The sequence below is a fragment of the Sulfitobacter dubius genome (genome assembly GCF_027214245.1).
In the GTDB taxonomy this organism is placed as follows: domain Bacteria; phylum Pseudomonadota; class Alphaproteobacteria; order Rhodobacterales; family Rhodobacteraceae; genus Sulfitobacter; species Sulfitobacter dubius_A.
This window is the reverse complement of the sequence record NZ_JAPWHM010000004.1, coordinates 503,210-518,016: the sequence shown is the minus strand read 5'-3', so window position 1 is coordinate 518,016 and position 14,807 is coordinate 503,210. Positions and strand designations below refer to the sequence as shown.

At 59.3% G+C, this 14,807-nt stretch carries 15 protein-coding genes and 2 pseudogenes; 11 read left to right on the top strand and 6 right to left on the bottom strand.

The genetic code is table 11. The annotated features are described in order from the left end of the window. Window positions 1-75 precede the first annotated feature (75 nt). Window positions 76-419: pseudogene (locus tag O4H31_RS12600) on the bottom strand (IS5 family transposase); the annotation flags it as partial. 236 nt (window positions 420-655) lie between these two features. On the opposite strand from O4H31_RS12600, the gene O4H31_RS12595 reads away from it, so the two are divergent. From O4H31_RS12595 to O4H31_RS12585, 4 genes and pseudogenes are all read left to right on the top strand, one after another. Beyond that, a complete protein-coding gene (locus tag O4H31_RS12595) occupies window positions 656-1,090 on the top strand; it encodes a hypothetical protein (RefSeq protein ID WP_269346255.1) in 435 nt (144 codons plus the stop codon). Window positions 1,091-1,096: 6 nt separating this feature from the next. Next, window positions 1,097-1,201: pseudogene (locus tag O4H31_RS19685) on the top strand (calcium-binding protein); the annotation flags it as partial. A 123-nt stretch (window positions 1,202-1,324) separates the two neighbouring features. After that, window positions 1,325-1,963 carry a DUF4214 domain-containing protein gene (locus O4H31_RS12590; RefSeq protein WP_419723602.1) on the top strand — a complete coding sequence of 213 codons (639 nt, stop codon included), beginning with the start codon at window positions 1,325-1,327 and terminating at the stop codon, window positions 1,961-1,963. A 229-nt stretch (window positions 1,964-2,192) separates the two neighbouring features. After that, a complete protein-coding gene (locus O4H31_RS12585) occupies window positions 2,193-3,329 on the top strand; it encodes a hypothetical protein (RefSeq protein ID WP_269346251.1) in 1,137 nt (378 codons plus the stop codon). A 238-nt stretch (window positions 3,330-3,567) separates the two neighbouring features. On the opposite strand, the gene O4H31_RS12580 is transcribed toward O4H31_RS12585, so the two are convergent. After that, on the bottom strand, window positions 3,568-5,109 hold the full coding sequence (locus tag O4H31_RS12580) for an MHYT domain-containing protein (RefSeq protein ID WP_269346248.1): 1,542 nt from the start codon (window positions 5,107-5,109) through the stop codon (window positions 3,568-3,570). Window positions 5,110-5,509: 400 nt separating this feature from the next. Here O4H31_RS12580 and O4H31_RS12575 point away from each other — a divergent pair, with 400 nt between their 5' ends. After that, window positions 5,510-6,031, top strand: a complete 522-nt coding sequence (locus tag O4H31_RS12575) for a PAS domain-containing protein (RefSeq protein ID WP_269346245.1) — start codon at window positions 5,510-5,512, stop codon at window positions 6,029-6,031. Window positions 6,032-6,101: 70 nt separating this feature from the next. Here O4H31_RS12575 and metG read toward each other — a convergent pair whose 3' ends face one another. Beyond that, the gene (gene metG, locus O4H31_RS12570) at window positions 6,102-7,814 is read right to left on the bottom strand and encodes a methionine--tRNA ligase (RefSeq protein ID WP_269346243.1); all 1,713 of its coding nucleotides are present in this window, start codon (window positions 7,812-7,814) and stop codon (window positions 6,102-6,104) included. 72 nt (window positions 7,815-7,886) lie between these two features. Beyond that, window positions 7,887-9,110, bottom strand: coding sequence for an MFS transporter (locus tag O4H31_RS12565; RefSeq protein ID WP_269346241.1), 1,224 nt, complete (start codon window positions 9,108-9,110; stop codon window positions 7,887-7,889). Window positions 9,111-9,264: 154 nt separating this feature from the next. Here O4H31_RS12565 and O4H31_RS12560 point away from each other — a divergent pair, with 154 nt between their 5' ends. Genes O4H31_RS12560 through O4H31_RS12550 form a run of 3 tightly spaced genes read left to right on the top strand, consistent with a single transcriptional unit; the run spans window position 9,265 to window position 11,824 of the window. Then, window positions 9,265-10,308 (top strand): aldo/keto reductase, encoded by a 1,044-nt coding sequence (locus tag O4H31_RS12560; protein ID WP_269346239.1) that lies wholly within the window; start codon window positions 9,265-9,267, stop codon window positions 10,306-10,308. Next, on the top strand, window positions 10,308-10,856 hold the full coding sequence (locus O4H31_RS12555; protein ID WP_269346237.1) for a lipocalin family protein: 549 nt from the start codon (window positions 10,308-10,310) through the stop codon (window positions 10,854-10,856). The genes O4H31_RS12560 and O4H31_RS12555 overlap by 1 nt, the downstream gene beginning before the upstream one ends. A gap of 47 nt (window positions 10,857-10,903) precedes the next feature. Beyond that, entirely contained in the window at window positions 10,904-11,824 is a 921-nt protein-coding gene (locus O4H31_RS12550; RefSeq protein WP_269346235.1) for a DMT family transporter, read from the top strand. Here O4H31_RS12550 and O4H31_RS12545 read toward each other — a convergent pair. Together O4H31_RS12545 and O4H31_RS12540 are read right to left on the bottom strand one after the other, a co-directional pair. Further along, window positions 11,821-12,516 (bottom strand): NUDIX hydrolase, encoded by a 696-nt coding sequence (locus O4H31_RS12545; protein ID WP_269346233.1) that lies wholly within the window; start codon window positions 12,514-12,516, stop codon window positions 11,821-11,823. The two genes, O4H31_RS12550 and O4H31_RS12545, sit on opposite strands and share 4 nt — an antisense overlap. Before the next feature lie 42 nt (window positions 12,517-12,558). Continuing rightward, window positions 12,559-12,975: a DUF983 domain-containing protein gene (locus O4H31_RS12540; RefSeq protein ID WP_093925723.1), complete on the bottom strand. Its 417-nt coding sequence runs from the start codon at window positions 12,973-12,975 to the stop codon at window positions 12,559-12,561. A 218-nt stretch (window positions 12,976-13,193) separates the two neighbouring features. Between O4H31_RS12540 and O4H31_RS12535 the strand changes: the two genes are divergently transcribed. The 3 genes from O4H31_RS12535 to O4H31_RS12525 are packed head-to-tail and all read left to right on the top strand — an operon-like array spanning window position 13,194 to window position 14,806. Beyond that, window positions 13,194-13,796, top strand: coding sequence for an EF-hand domain-containing protein (locus O4H31_RS12535; RefSeq protein WP_269346230.1), 603 nt, complete (start codon window positions 13,194-13,196; stop codon window positions 13,794-13,796). Window positions 13,797-13,842: 46 nt separating this feature from the next. Then, complete coding sequence (locus O4H31_RS12530; protein ID WP_093925725.1) at window positions 13,843-14,439, top strand: RNA polymerase sigma factor; 597 nt, start codon at window positions 13,843-13,845, stop codon at window positions 14,437-14,439. Beyond that, the gene (locus tag O4H31_RS12525) at window positions 14,432-14,806 is read left to right on the top strand and encodes a hypothetical protein (protein WP_269346228.1); all 375 of its coding nucleotides are present in this window, start codon (window positions 14,432-14,434) and stop codon (window positions 14,804-14,806) included. Before O4H31_RS12530 ends, O4H31_RS12525 begins: the two co-directional genes overlap by 8 nt. Window position 14,807: the final 1 nt, after the last annotated feature.

Below are 14,807 nucleotides of genomic sequence, written 5' to 3'. Positions count from 1 at the left end.
TTGAAGGAGCAAACACATGCGAGAGAGCCGTTTCACCGAAACATAAATTATTGGGATGATTAGGCTGAGGGCGCATAGCCAGTAGATGACAGTGGCGGCGAGAGCGGTGGCTGAGAGGAAGACCTTTGGACATCGGTCGTAGCGAGTGGCAACGCGCCGCCAGTTCTTAAGTCTGCCGAACATCATCTCGATCCGGTTGCGGCGTTTGTAGCGGCGCTTGTCATACTTCACCGTCGCCTTCCGCTGTTTTCGTTTTGGGATGCAGGCGCGTACTCCTTGTGATTTAATGCTTCTCGGAACCAGTCGGCGTCGTAGCCGCGATCGGCGAACAACCAATCAACATCCGGAAGGCTATCGCAAAGCGCTCGCGCATTTATTTGGTCGCTCACCTGTCCTGCCGTTACGAACAGGTCGAGTGGGCACCGAGGGTACGCCGCCGCCAGCTCCGTGTAGGCGGCAGACGTCTGCACTTGCTTGGAAGAGCATTAGCAGCGCATTTCGGTGCTCTCTTGCTGGATCACTCCAATCCGAAGCGGCGCAGAGTGATGAACCAGGCTTCGATAGCTTGCTCAAGTCAATTGTTGACGCACCTGACGAGTATCGCCAAGGTTCCCGTCAGAGGTGTATCAAGTCTTTTTCAGCGCGGAGATTTTCCATGGCAACTATTTTTGCAAATTACATGTTCGATCAGAGCAACTTGAATCTTAATCGCCTTTACGCGAACGCTTTCGATGTAAGTATGTTCGATGACGTATACCTCAATTACAACGGGGTGTCTTACCGAGATGCCTACATCGTTGATTGGTACTTAGGAGGGTATTACGCGAGTGCCTTTGGGGGTGACCATATAGCAGTCGATGGGCAGCTCAATGTTACTGGGGGAACTGTAACCGGTTACCTTGAACTAGTTTCGACTCGCTCAGGGTATACTGAACTGTGGGGCATCCAAGGTATCGCTATACCCGCGCGCACGCTCTATGAAGCCGCGATGACATATTCGACCACAGACGAGTCCGCGCTTATCAATAGTGCTTTGGAAGGGGATGACAGCTTTTATCTAAGCGGAGGAAATGACGTTGCATTTGGGTAATCGGGGAACGACCAGATGTTTGGTTTCTCTGGCAATGACGCACTTGTTGGGGGCCATGGAAACGATGTTTTAAACGGCGGCGCGGGCAACGACATCCTTGACGGTGGGCAGGGCAACGACACAGCCGTTTTTTCCGGGGCAGTAGACAACTACACACTTACACTTGGCTCGGGTTCGAGCGCGGTTATCACTGACCGACGCGCTGGTGGTGATGGAAGAGATAGCGCTCTCGGTGTGGAGTTCCTATCATTCGAACAGGACGCAGCCGTATTCAATTTGCTGCAGGTCGGAGGCACCACCAATCTATCAGAGCAGGAGTTTGAGAGTTTTATCGGTCTTTATATAGCCTATTTCGATCGAGCTCCCGATGCTATTGGACTGAACTTCTGGGGAACAGCATTCGCAAACGGGACAACTTTCGAGGAAATTGCTAAGCTATTCATGGATCAAGACGAAACGAGAAATGCTTATCCTGAGTCATTGAGCAACACTGATTTCGCGACTGCAGTATATCATAACGTTTTAGGCCGTGTTCCTGACCAGTCCGGATTGGACTTTTGGGTGGGCGTCCTTAACTCGGGCGCTCAAGGGCGAGACCATTTTATACTCTCCGTTTTAGAGGGCGTTCAGGGCGGAAGTCCCGATCGGGCATATCTCGACAGCAAAATCGACGTTGGAGCGTACTACGCTGTACACAAGGGAATGTCTGACGCAGTCGATGCGGCGGCTGTAATGGCCCTGTTCGATGGTTCTCAATCTAGCATCGATAGGGCAGTTGCGGCTATCGATGCCGATTATGCTGAAGCTCTTGATCCAACGTCTGGCGAATTCCTTATGCCTATTGTCGGTGTACTTGATAATCCATTCGCATAAAGTATCGGGAATTATTAGCTTTTCAGCCTTGCTCAATGACCGAGGTGCACGGAACAGTGTCAATCCGATCAATGAAAAAGCTATTGATGCTTGTGGCCCATCATGCAGGTGATACGGGAACCTGGCGGGTTAATCTTTCACCGTGTGCGAAGGGCTTTGAATTGAATATCTTCTCTCAGCACTTAACTGAACATGAGAACGGAGATTTTATTGCTATTGGTGGCATGAGATGGCTTTGACTGTTTCTGAAACATTGCAGCGACGTAAGCAGCAAAAGTTTAAGCGAGAAATAAGTAGGGTCTTGTCGAGCCGCTCAGCAGCTAGGTTGAACGGTTTTCTGGACAGCATGTTCCAAAGTTATTCCTTTAAGCCGACAGCGGACCAATTTGTAAGAATGGCTTTAGCTTCAAAGTTTGGCGTTGGGAATAGCGTTGCCGAAGGCGGAGCGTTGTTTCTGTTGGAAACTTGCTTGCAGGCTTTCAATACGACTTTGACAACCAAGAAATTCTCAGAAGCAGACCTTCATCCGGGGGGGTCCTATTTCCATGGAATTTATGACACTAGCGAGTTGTGGTCTGCTTCGTTCCTGTTCGAACTAGATGCAAAAATTTGGCCTCATGCAACTGAAGTCGGTGTGGAAGAGTTTTTCTGGGCGGACAATATTTCACCTTACCTTTTCTTAGATAACGCAACGCAAGCGTATGGTTTCCTGATAGTACCGCAACCTTCGATGACCTTGGAAGAATATAGAGAGTACGGTCGCTCCTACATGACGAACTGGGACGCGAAGGTAGACAAGCAGTTTGAAAAACCCAGAGCTACAGGCTTAAAATTTTCGGATTTTGACACTGGCCCCATGAATTATATCAGCGTCGTGCAGATTGTGTTCGGCACAATAGATAAATTAATCAATAGCTTGCCAGATCGGGACCAACACAGCGTAGCGCACCACTCCCGGAGATTGTCATCTGGAAAAGTTACCTCCGTTCGTGCCCACAAGCGCAACAATCCCCTACGTCTCATCGTAAATAATCACGTTCTCACGGACCACATTGTTTATTGTGTAAAGGACTTTGAGGGCAAGATTAGATATTTCGGAGAAGGCAAGCGTAATCGCTGGCAACACGTCAACTCTGGCGTTTCCCACAACTGGGAGATAAATAAACATTATTTTACCAAGGGAGAATTGCATGTTCAAATTGTGCAAGAGGGATTAACGAAAAGTGAAGCGCTTAGCATTGAGAAATTTTTAATTAAGAGAAACTCGAATTCTGGACTTTGGAATGTCAAAGGCAACGAGCCGTTCAATGTGGTTTCTGATCAGATGGTTACAGATCATGAGATTCAAGGATTTCTGAAGCATTAGGAACGGACTGCCTTAATCATATGGCATAGGCAACAACTCAGAGATTGGTTTTGCAGGCCAACTGGCCAATCGCGACTAAATCGCTTGTTCTCACACCTCATTCGTGGGACACGGCTAGGACACAACCTTGAGACACCGCAAAAACGACTTGTTTTGTTTTGTTATTGAAAAACAGTAGGTTGGTCGGTTCGATGTTCACCATGTGAAGCTCACCGCCCGCACCACCTTTTTCAAAGACTTAGCTTGCTTGGGCCAGCGTCGCAGGTGCCGCCATCTGCGTGGCGCCGGGGATGAAAACGGTAAAGATCGTGCCTTGGCCAAGCGTGCTTTTGACCGTGATGTCGCCGCCATGTGCAAGCGCCAGTTTCTTGCAGATCGCCAGCCCCAGACCTGTGCCGCCTTCGGCGCGGTCGTCGGCGTCTTCGATCTGGGTGAAGGCTTCGAAAATGCGGTTGAAGTCCTGCGCGGCGATGCCGACGCCATTGTCTTCGACCTCAAAAACGAACCCGCCAGCATGGGGACGGGCGCGTAGGTGGATGTCGCGCGCCTTTGAGAATTTCAGCGCATTGCCGACGATATGGCCGAGCAGCTGCAGGCTGCGGCGGCGGTCGGCGGTGACGGTGAGCGGGGGGGTGTCGATATGCAGCCTGGCCGTCTTGTCATGCGCCGCCCCATGGTGCTGCTCGACCACTTCTTCCAACAAGATGCGCGTATCAAAGGGGGTCTTATCCAGCGCGAGGTCGTTCAGTTCCATATTCGTGTAATCGAGGATGTCGTTGATAATGGTCAGCAATTGCCCACCCGCAAATTTGATGCGCTGACCGTAGAGTTCCGCCTGATCGCCCATCTTCGTGAAATGCTCTGATGCCGGTTTCTCCTCCGGTTCGAGCTTGGCGAGGTTGTGACGCTTGAGTTCCGATAGGAAGCTGGCGTAGCCGATGACGATGGTCAGCGGGGTGCGCAATTCGTGGCTGAGCACGCTCATAAATTCCGATTTCGCGCGGCTCGCACTTTCGGCGGCATCGCGGGCCTGACGCAGTTCCTCGACGCTTTCGTTGCGGGTCCGGTTTTCGACCACATAGCTGAAAAGCGCGGCCAGCGCGATGATGGCGGCGGTCCCGGCGATGATCAACGCGATGAGCCGGTATTCGACAGGATTGGCATAGAGAGGCTGCGCGGCGAGCGGCGTCACCTGAAAGGCGGCCATCCCGGTAAAATGCAATAGGATAATGGCCAGGGCCAAGAGCCCGGTCATCCACAGCACGCTGCCCTTTCCACCACGGCCGGCGGCCCCGAGCGCAAGGGTAGCGAGGGTCACCGCGATGATCACAGAGGCGGCCAGATAGCCCAAGTCCCATTGGATGGTGCCCTGCACACGGTAGGCGATCATACCAGTGTAATGCATGGCCGAGATTGCCAAGCCGAAGATCGTCCCCCCAAAAACCGTGGCGCGGCGCGATTTTAACAAACCCGCGATGACGACACCCAAGATCGATCCAACGATGGCGATGATCAGCGACAGGAAAGTCAGGGAGAAATGGAAGGTTGCTGGCGCGTCAAGCTGATAGGCGAGGATCGCGATGAAATGGGTGCACCAGATCGTGACCCCGGCGGTCATCGCGGTCAAATAGCACCAGATCATTGCCTGTGCGCGCGGCTGCTCAAGCACGTGTTGATAAAGCCGCGACACCACCCAGCTGCCAAAGATACAAAGCAGCGCCGCCAGCAGCACGAGTCCGAGGTCGTGATCATGATGAATACTGTGGGCGACCCGGAACATCTTAATCCTATCAAATACTAAGTTTTAGTTAATTGCTGGCCGAATAGGGCCAAAATAAGGCCCTCGCAAGTTCACACTGTGCTTCAGTTTTAACCCGCTTTTAAGGGCATGGCACTAAGTCTCAGCCATGATCGGTATTGCGGCGGGCTGAGGAAAAGGCGGGGGTATGGTAGATTTAAACGAGCGGGTGAAGCCGTCTAACCCATTGTGGCGATTTGTTTTTCTCTTGTTTCGCCATGTCGGGCAGCTGATGGGGCGGGTGCGGCAGCGTCGTGCGTTTGGACGAGGGAGGCAGTGCGAAAACAGGCAGGTTTTCCGTAACGACCTGGCTGGTTCAGAGGGGCCGCTTACCTTGGGGAAATTCCCGCTTATCTCCATCGTTTTCGCGGCAGAGCGGCGCATGTTTAGGCACAACCAAGATGGCGTCACAGGCGGGGCGGCGGCCAAGGCGCGGCGCTGCGGAGGGCTTTTCCCCACTTCCTGTCACGCGGCGCTGACGGAGGTTGAAGGTGCGCGCATCCTTTCCAACGTGAACGTCGATATGGCTGAGATCGAAGTGGACTTCGCGTCGGACGGGCGCGTGCGCCACGCGAATGAGGCGGCCTGCGGCGTCACCTACGGGCTGGGGGATTGTCTGAACGGGCAGCATATCTACGATCTTTTTGGCCCAAGTATTTGCGATGGGGCTGAGATCCGCAAACTTTGGGCGCAGGTCCTGCGGGGGCAGTGTCCGCAGGGGCGTTTTCAGATGCACCCGGGAGAGGACACGGCCCGGATCGTCGACGGACAGTTCAGCGCGGCGTGCGGCCCTGATGGGCGGGTTCAAACCATCCGGTTTCGGGGGGTGGAAGCCGCGGCGAACGATGTGGGACCGGTGCGCGCGTTGGGGAAGGGGGCTTCGCGGCGCGCCATGGGCAGCTAGCCGCGAATGCCCATCAGCGCATAAAGAAACAGCGGCGACTGACGCAGCGCCGCTGATCCGCCAGTTCCTATCACTCCCGCTTGCCGGCGAAGCGTTCGGCCCAGCTTTCGCGGGCCTCATCGCTGATCTTGGCAAAAAGCACCTCGGGCACGTCAAAGCCATGACCGGGGGCAAGTTTGCCCAAGGCCGCTGGCACATCATCGGGCCAAGGCATGTCTTCGACCTTCATTGCGTCGAGCATCGAGGCCGAAGCCGCCGGGATGAAGGGGGCTGATAGCACCGCATAGAGCGGGATCAGGTTCAGCGCCAGCCGCACCTGTGCCGCCGCTTTGTCGGGGTCGGTTTTGAAGGTGGTCCAAGGCGCTTGGGCCTGCAGGTATTCGTTGCCAGCCGCCCAGATGCCGCGCAGTTCGGCGGCGGATTTACGGACTTCCATCGCCTCCATCAGCGTCTCGTAACGCGCGACGCGGGCGGTGATGTCTTCGATCAAGGCGTGCTCGGCCTCTCCGTATTCTCCGGCTTCCGGCACGGCTTCGCCGAATTTAGAGCGGCAGAATTTGGTGATGCGGCTGACGAAGTTGCCCAGCACGTCTGCCAAATCTTTGTTCACCGAGGCTTGGAAGTTTTCCCATGTGAATTCGGCATCCGAAGTCTCGGGCGCGTGGCTGAGCAACCACCAGCGCCAATAATCCGCGGGCAGGATCTCCAACGCCTGATCCATAAAGACCCCGCGCCCGCGCGAGGTGGAGAACTGGCCGCCGTCGTAATTCAAGTAGTTGAAGGACTTAATGTAATCCACCAGCTTCCACGGCTCGCCCGAGCCTTTGATCGTGGCCGGGAAGCTCAGCGTGTGGAACGGTACGTTGTCCTTGCCCATGAACTGGGTATAGCGCACGTCGTCGGCGCCCTTGTCGGTGCGCCACCAGCTTTCCCAGTCCGACCCTTTGCCCGCATCGACCCATTCCTGCGCGCAGGCGATGTATTCGATGGGCGCGTCGAACCAGACGTAGAAGACCTTGCCCTCCATGCCCGGCCAATCCTGATCGCCGCGCTTCACCGGCACGCCCCAGCTAAGGTCGCGGGTGATGCCACGGTCTTGCAGACCATCGCCGTCATGAAGCCATTTCTTGGCGATGGAGGTGGTCAGCACGGGCCAATCAGTCTTGGAATTGATCCAGTCGTCCAGCTCATCCTTCAGCTCGCTCTGGCGCAGGAACAGATGCTTGGTCTCGCGCATCTCCAGATCGGTCGCGCCTGAAATGGTGGAGCGCGGGTTTATCAGGTCTTCGGGGTCGAGCTGCTTGGTACAGTTGTCACATTGATCGCCGCGCGCCTCCTCAAACCCGCAGTTGGGGCAGGTGCCTTCGACATAGCGGTCGGGCAAGAAGCGGCCATCGGTGGGGGAATAAATCTGGCGCTGCGAGACTTCCTCGATCAGCCCTTGATCCGCCAGCGCGCCCGCGAAATGCTGTGTCAGCTTGCGGTTTTGCGGGCTGGAAGAACGGCCAAAGTGGTCGAACGACAGGCCAAAGCCTTCGGCGATGCGGGCCTGTGTTTCATACATCTCGGCGCAGTATTCCTCGACCGGTTTGCCCGCTTTGGCGGCGGCGAGTTCGGCAGGGGTGCCGTGCTCGTCCGTGGCGCAGAGGAACAGAACATCCTGCCCCCGGCCACGCTGGTAGCGCGCATAGAGGTCCGCAGGCAGTTGGCTGCCCACAAGGTTACCCAGATGTTTGATCCCGTTGATATAGGGGATGGCGGAGGTGATGAGGTGGCGTGTCATATCAATATTCCCGGTGCTTGGCGCAGCCTTATCGCAAGGGCTGCGCTGTTGCCAGCAAAAGACGGGAATAGTCTAGTCGCGGTCTCGGGTGCGGCCCAAGAGCCGTCCGATGAGGAAGGTGGTGCGCGGGGCATAAACGTAGGGCGTGCGGTCGGTCCGTGTGGGGCGGGCGCGCATCCGGGCTAGGCCAAAGACCACCAGCACCCCATGCGCCGCCGCGATCATCGCGAACAACGCCGATGCACCGAAACCGTCGATCAGCACAGAGGCAAGATAGGGTGCGCCGATGGCGCCCACGGCGAAAAAGAACATTAAGGCGGCAGACAGTTCGACACGTTCGTCAGAGCTTGCGAAATCATGGGCATGGGCGGCAGAAACGGAATAGATCGGGAATGTCGTGGCCCCGAAGAGCCCTGCCGAAAGCATGATCCCCATGGTGCCATAGCCCGCGCCCATCACCGTGACAGCACAGCCCACCATCGCCGCAACCGAGAGCCAGATTAGAACCCAGCGGCGGTCGTATTTATCGGCCAGCATCCCCATCGGATATTGCGCGAGCGCTCCGCCCAGCACGAAGGCGGCGAGGAACCATGCGATCTGTGTGGCGCTGAGCCCCACCTCTTGCCCGTAGATCGGGCCGACCATCCGGAAGGACGCGCTAGAGACCGCTGCTACCACGACACCCGCCGCCGCCAAGGGCGAGCGGTCAAAGGCGAGGCGCGGGCGCAGCCTTGGTTGGTTGGGCGTCTCAGGCGGGCGGACTTTGGTCAGCGTCAGGGGCAAAAGTGCGGCACAGCAGCCGATGGCGAGCAGATTATACGAGACATATGACGCCGGGGCGAGCACGCCGACGATCAGCTGCGCGGCGAGCGAACCGCTCATGTCGACCACCCGGTAAACGCCCATGGTGCGCCCGCGCGTCTCATTGGTGACCTTGGCCTGCATCCATGCCTCGATCACCGTATAGCACCCGGCCACGCACATGCCCGACGCCACCCGCATCAGGCCCCATGCGTAAGGGTCCACCACCATCATATGCGCCATCAATCCGATCGACCCGGCGGCGGTGAAGGCGGCAAAGGCCCGACTGTGGCCGACGCTGCCCATCAAACGCGGTGCCCACCAACAGCCGATGAAAAACCCCAGAAAATGCGCCGAGCCCAACATACCGATTTCCTGCCGCGAGAAATTAAGCTGCAGCCCCGAGAGCACGTCGAGCGGCCCCACACCCCCGGTCGAGAGTTGCAGCAAGATGACCGAGAAAAAGAGAGCGGCAAAGGAAATGAGCAGGCGCATAGGCGCACATTGCGTCCATTGCCCGGCGAGGGGAAGGGAGAATGCAGCCATTTTACGCTTTTGCCGGGGCCCATGGATCGGCGCTTGGCAATTGCCCTTGCGAAGGCCGGGCAGGCGGCTAGGTTGCGGGCAAATCACAAGCGAGGACCACAAGATGAAGATGAACAAGCTCGGCTCAAGCGATATCGAGGTCTCGCATTTCTGTCTGGGCTCCATGACATGGGGCACACAGAACACCGCCGAAGAGGGCCACGCACAGATCGACCGCGCGCTGGAGGCCGGGATCAACTTCATCGACACGGCCGAGATGTATCCCGTGAACCCGATCAGCGCCGAGACGATTGGCCGGACGGAAGAGATCATTGGCCAGTGGTTTGCCCGGGACAAGCGCCGCGATGAGGTGGTCTTGGCCAGCAAACATTCCGGCGAGGGGATGCAACACGCCCGCGACGGCGCGCCGATTTCCTCCGCCACGATCCCCGGCGCCATCGAAGGCTCGCTGAAGCGCTTGCGGACGGATTACATCGACCTTTACCAATTTCACTGGCCCAATCGCGGCAGCTATATGTTCCGCAAGAACTGGACCTTTGACCCCTCGGGTCAGAACCGGGCCGAGACAATCGCCCATATGGAAGACGCCCTCGGCGCGCTGCAGCGCGAGGTTGAGCGGGGCACGATCCGCGCGTTCGGCCTGAGCAACGAAAGCGCTTGGGGGCTGACCCAATGGGCCGCCGTGGCCGAGCGTACGGGCGGGCCGCGCCCGATATCGGTGCAGAACGAATATTCGCTGATGTGCCGTTTGGCCGATACCGATGTGTCGGAAACATGTGTGAACGAACAGATCGACATGCTGTCTTTCTCACCCCTCGCCGCAGGGCTGCTGACCGGGAAATATCAGGGTGGCGAAGTGCCCGCCGGATCACGCCTCTCGCTGAACGAAGATTTGGGGGGTCGCGTCACACCCCGCGCCTTTGAGGCGGTTGCCGCCTACCTTGATGTGGCGCAGAAACATGGGCTCGACCCGGTGCAGATGGCGATGGCGTGGTGCGCGACGCGGCCCTTCATGGGATCGGTCATCTTCGGCGCGACGAGCCTAGAGCAGCTTGATGTGGCGCTTGGCGGGGCCGACGTGACCCTGAGCGATGAGGTGATGGCCGACCTTGATGCGGCGCATAAATCCCATCCGATGCCCTATTGATGGGCCGTTTCGCATCTTCTGGGGCGCGCCGTGTCGCTGTGCTGGTGTTGCTCGGCGCACTGGCCGCCTGCAACCGCAGCGCACCGCCGCCCGCGCAGACCGGCTTTCGCAATGCCGATGCGCTGATCGGGGCCACTAGCCGCTATGACGCGGCGCGGTTTGGCGGTGATTGGCAGGTCCGGGCGGCCTTTCCGGGGGATGCCAATCTGCAAGCAGTGACTTTCGCGCCGCAGGGGCCGACCCTGATCGAGTACCGACGGTCCTGCGACGCTGCCGGGGTTTGCACCGACCGGCGCGACCTCTGGGCGCTGAGCGAAGAGGGGCCGGGGCGCTATACCATGCGCGCCGCCGTGGGTGGGGCCGAGCGCGCCTTCTGGGTGCTTTGGGTCGATGAAGGCTTCCGCACCGCCGCCATCGGCAGCCCCGAGGGGGGCTATGGCTGGATCCTTGACCGTCAGGCGACAGGCGGCGAAGACCGGATCACCGCGGCGCAAGAAATTTTGGATTTCAACGGCTATGACATCAGTGCGCTGCAAATGAGGCGCTGACCGTGACGGCGCTGGCACTGCCGCCCGGCTTCGGCCTATAGGCTGTTATGGACAGTATTTTCGCCCCCGATCTGTGGATCCTCGTCACCCTTGCTGCCGCCGTTTTTCAAACCGGGCGCTTCATGCTGCAAAAGCATCTGGCGACCGATACCCTGTCGGCGGGCGGGGCGACGTTTTCGCGGTTTCTCTACTCTGCGCCCTTCATCGCGCTACTGCTGCCACTCTATCTGGGCCTTAGCGGGCAGGGGTTGCCGGCGCTAGGGCCGGGGTTCTGGCTGTACGGTGCGATGGGCGGCACGGCGCAGATCATGGCAACGGTCTGCGTGGTGCTGCTGTTCAAGCAACGCAATTTTGCCGTCGGCATCACCTTTAAGAAGACCGAAGTGATCCAGACCGTGCTGATGGGCTGGATCGTGTTGGGCGAAGGTGTCTCTGGCGCGGGGTTCGCGGCCATTGCGCTTGGCGTGGCGGGGCTGCTGCTACTTTCTGGCGGGGCCGAGGCCAAGGGGCTGCGGTTGGCCGATCTGCGCAACCGCGCGGCGGGGCTGGGGATTACTTCGGGTTTTTTGTTCGCCATTTCGGCGGTCTGCTATCGCGGCGCGTCATTGGCCGTGGTTTCAGATGATCCGCTGCTGCGCGCCGGTGTGACGCTGGCGGCGGTGGTGCTGATGCAGACGCTGATCATGGCCGTTTGGCTGCGCCTGCGCGAACCGGGGCAGATGCGGCGGGTCTGGGCGGCGCGGCGGGTGGCGGTCTGGATCGGGCTGACCTCGATGGGGGGCTCGCTGTGCTGGTTCATCGCCTTCACCCTGCAAAATGCGGCCTATGTGAAGGCTTTAGGGCAGGTGGAGTTGATGCTGAGCATCGCCGCCTCGACCCTGTTCTTCCGCGAAAGGATTTCGGGGCGGGAATGGGCGGGGATGGCCGTGCTGGCGCTGTCGATCCTAGTGCTGGTGCTGGCGACTTAGCCCGTCATCGGGCGGCCATGTAGACGCAGGAACAGGCTCTCTTCGTCGTTGTTTTTGAAAAACGGGACCGAGGCGGGCGGGTTGGTATCGCGCGCGCGGGCGGCGACTTCGGCGAGCACGACCTCGGTGATGAAAGGCATGTCAAACGACCGCGCACGGCTGAGCGGCACCCATTGTAGATGCGAAAGCTCATCACAGGCGGCGTCGAAATCATCTGGGTCGCTGGCGATGTCATCGGCATCCACAAGGAAGAACCGCGCATCGAAACGGCGCGGCCGGCCCGGAGGGGTCAGTGCGCGAAACACGAATTGCAGGGCGGAGGCGTCAGGCAGATGGCCGGTGGCGGCGAAGGTTTTCCAATCGGCGGGCACGTCGCCCTCCCAAGTCCCCTTGTGGCCCAGCACCAGCCCGGTTTCCTCCCACAACTCACGGATGGCCGCGACGGCGATGGCATGGGCCAAGGACGGTTCTGCATCGTCGCAGAGCCTGCCGTGACAGAGTTCATTCACCGGAGCGGCCAGCGGCACTTGCGCATCGGTCGCATCGACTGCACCACCGGGAAAAACGAATTTATTGGGCATGAACGCCGCCTTGGCCCCCCGTTGCCCCATCAGGATATGCGGCGTCACATGGCGGTCGCGCAGCACGATCACTGTGGCGGCGTTGCGGATTTTGGTCTTGTCGATGGTCATGCGGCGATGCTCCGGCGGTCAGGGGCCGAAGGGCGGGCCGCGCTAGGTGTTGCCGCCGAAACCGCCCATCCTTTTGGCCCATTGAAAGCCGATCATGGCCCCCTTCAGTCTGGGCAGAAGGTAGAGCGACAGCGCCGTGCAGCCAACCGCAAAAATGGTGAACAGGGTCAAAGGCTCGGGCCGCCAAACGACAAAGGCGATGTGCAGCCCCGGTGCCAACAGGTGACCGACGAGCAGGATGGTCAGATAGGCCGGGCCGTCATCGGCGCGGTGGTGGTGGAACTCTTGGCGGCAGACGGCACAATCGTCGTTCACCTTTAGATAGCCGTGCAACAACTGCCCGCCCCCGCAAGAGGGGCATTTGCCACGCCAGCCGCGCAGCATGGCGGGCAGGCGGGGCCGCTCTTCGCTGTCTTGGGTCTCTACGGTGTCGGGAGAGAGTTGCTGTGTCTGTGACATGGAAGCGATCCTTTGGTTGGGGGATAGATGCAACCTGAGGCATGAAATGAAAAGCCCCGAGGCTGCCGTTGCGGCGCCATGTCGCGCAGGCTGGGGCTGTGGTGCCTTTTTAAGAAAAAGTCCGAAAACCTGCGACGGAAGTTCCGGCGGCATCCGTTTGACCCTGTGATCGCGGCGCAAAAGCGTGAGACGGTCTTTAAAAAACGAGGAGTATCAAGATGACCATTCGTACAAACATGAAGATCGCAGCCCTCAGCGGATTGCTGGCCATCGGTGCCGTCGCCGCCACCGCGCAGCAAAGCGGGCAGGACCGGTTCCAGCAGCTTGACAGCGACGGCAACGGTGAGATCACACAGGCAGAGTTTCAGGCCCATGCCGAGGCGCGTTTTGCCAAGGTTGACGCCGATGGCGACGGTTTCGTGACCGGCGAAGAGCTGAAAGCCGCAGGCGATGCGCGTCGGGCCGAGCGTTCGGCCAAGATGCTGGAGCGCTTCGACACCGACGGCAACGGCAGCCTCGACGCCTCTGAGCTGGAAGCCATGGGTGACAAACGCGGCGACAAGCGCGACGGTAAAAAGGATGGCAAGCGCAGTGACAAAGGCGGCGAGCGCATGATCGAGCGTATGGACGCCAATGACGACGGCAAGCTGTCGATGGAAGAAATGACGCAGCGCCACGACCCCGCCAAGATGTTCGAGCGTCTGGACAAGGACGAGAACGGCAGCATCAGCGCCGAAGAGTTCGAAGCGGCGAAGAAAATGCATGGCAAGCGGCACGGCAAGGGCCACAAGATGGACCATGACAAGCCGCAGCGCGACTAATTGATGCGCCGGGCGCGCTTGATCATGGCGCGCCCGGGCCTTAGCGATGGACGGGATGCAGGATTTGTCCGACGAGCAGCACGATGCGGATGCCGAGTTGTTGCAGCGCTACGCCAGTGGCGATGCGGCGGCGGCGCGGCTGTTGACCGCCCGCCTGGTGCCGCGCATTCACGGCCACGCGCTGCGGGTGCTGGGCGACCGCGCCGAGGCAGAGGATGTGGCCCAAGAGGCGATGTTGCGTCTGTGGCGCCAAGCGCCGAAGTGGCGCACAGGAGAGGCCAAGGTGACCACTTGGGTCTACCGCGTCGTGGCCAACCTCTGCACCGACCGCCTGCGGCGTCGCGGTGCGGGGGCGACGGGGCTTGATGACGTGGCTGAACCCGCCGATCCGGCACCCGGCGCGGCGCAAAAGATGCAGCAGGCGGCCCGTGTGGACGCGCTGCAACAGGCGCTGGCCAGCCTGCCCGACCGGCAGCGTCAGGCGGTGGTCTTGCGGCATATTGACGGTATGGCAAACCCCGAGATTGCCGAAGTGTTGGGCATTGGGGTGGAAGCGGTGGAGAGCCTGACCGCACGGGGCAAACGGGCGTTGGCCGCGCAGCTATCTGCGCAACGGGACGCATTGGGGTTTGAAAATGAATGATTTTGACGACGCATTGAGGGACGACGGACTGGAAGATTTCTTTGCCGCAGCCCGGGCCAATCCGCCACAGGTCTCTGCCGATCTGCAGGCGCGGGTTCTGGCCGATGCCGAAGCGCATATGCCCAAAGCAGCGCGCCAGCCGTGGCTCCATGCACTTTGGCAGCTTTTGGGCGGTGCGGCAGGGCTAAGCGGTCTTGCCACCGCCGCGGCGGTTGGGGTTTGGGTCGGCGTTGCCCCGCCTGAGGGCATGCCGGATCTCGCCGGGCAATTCGTCTCTGGTACATGGACGGCCGAGACATTGGACACGGGCGAAGCCGATACAGGCACAGAACTGGGTGGTTTTGGCTGGGACATGGAGGAAAGTTGAG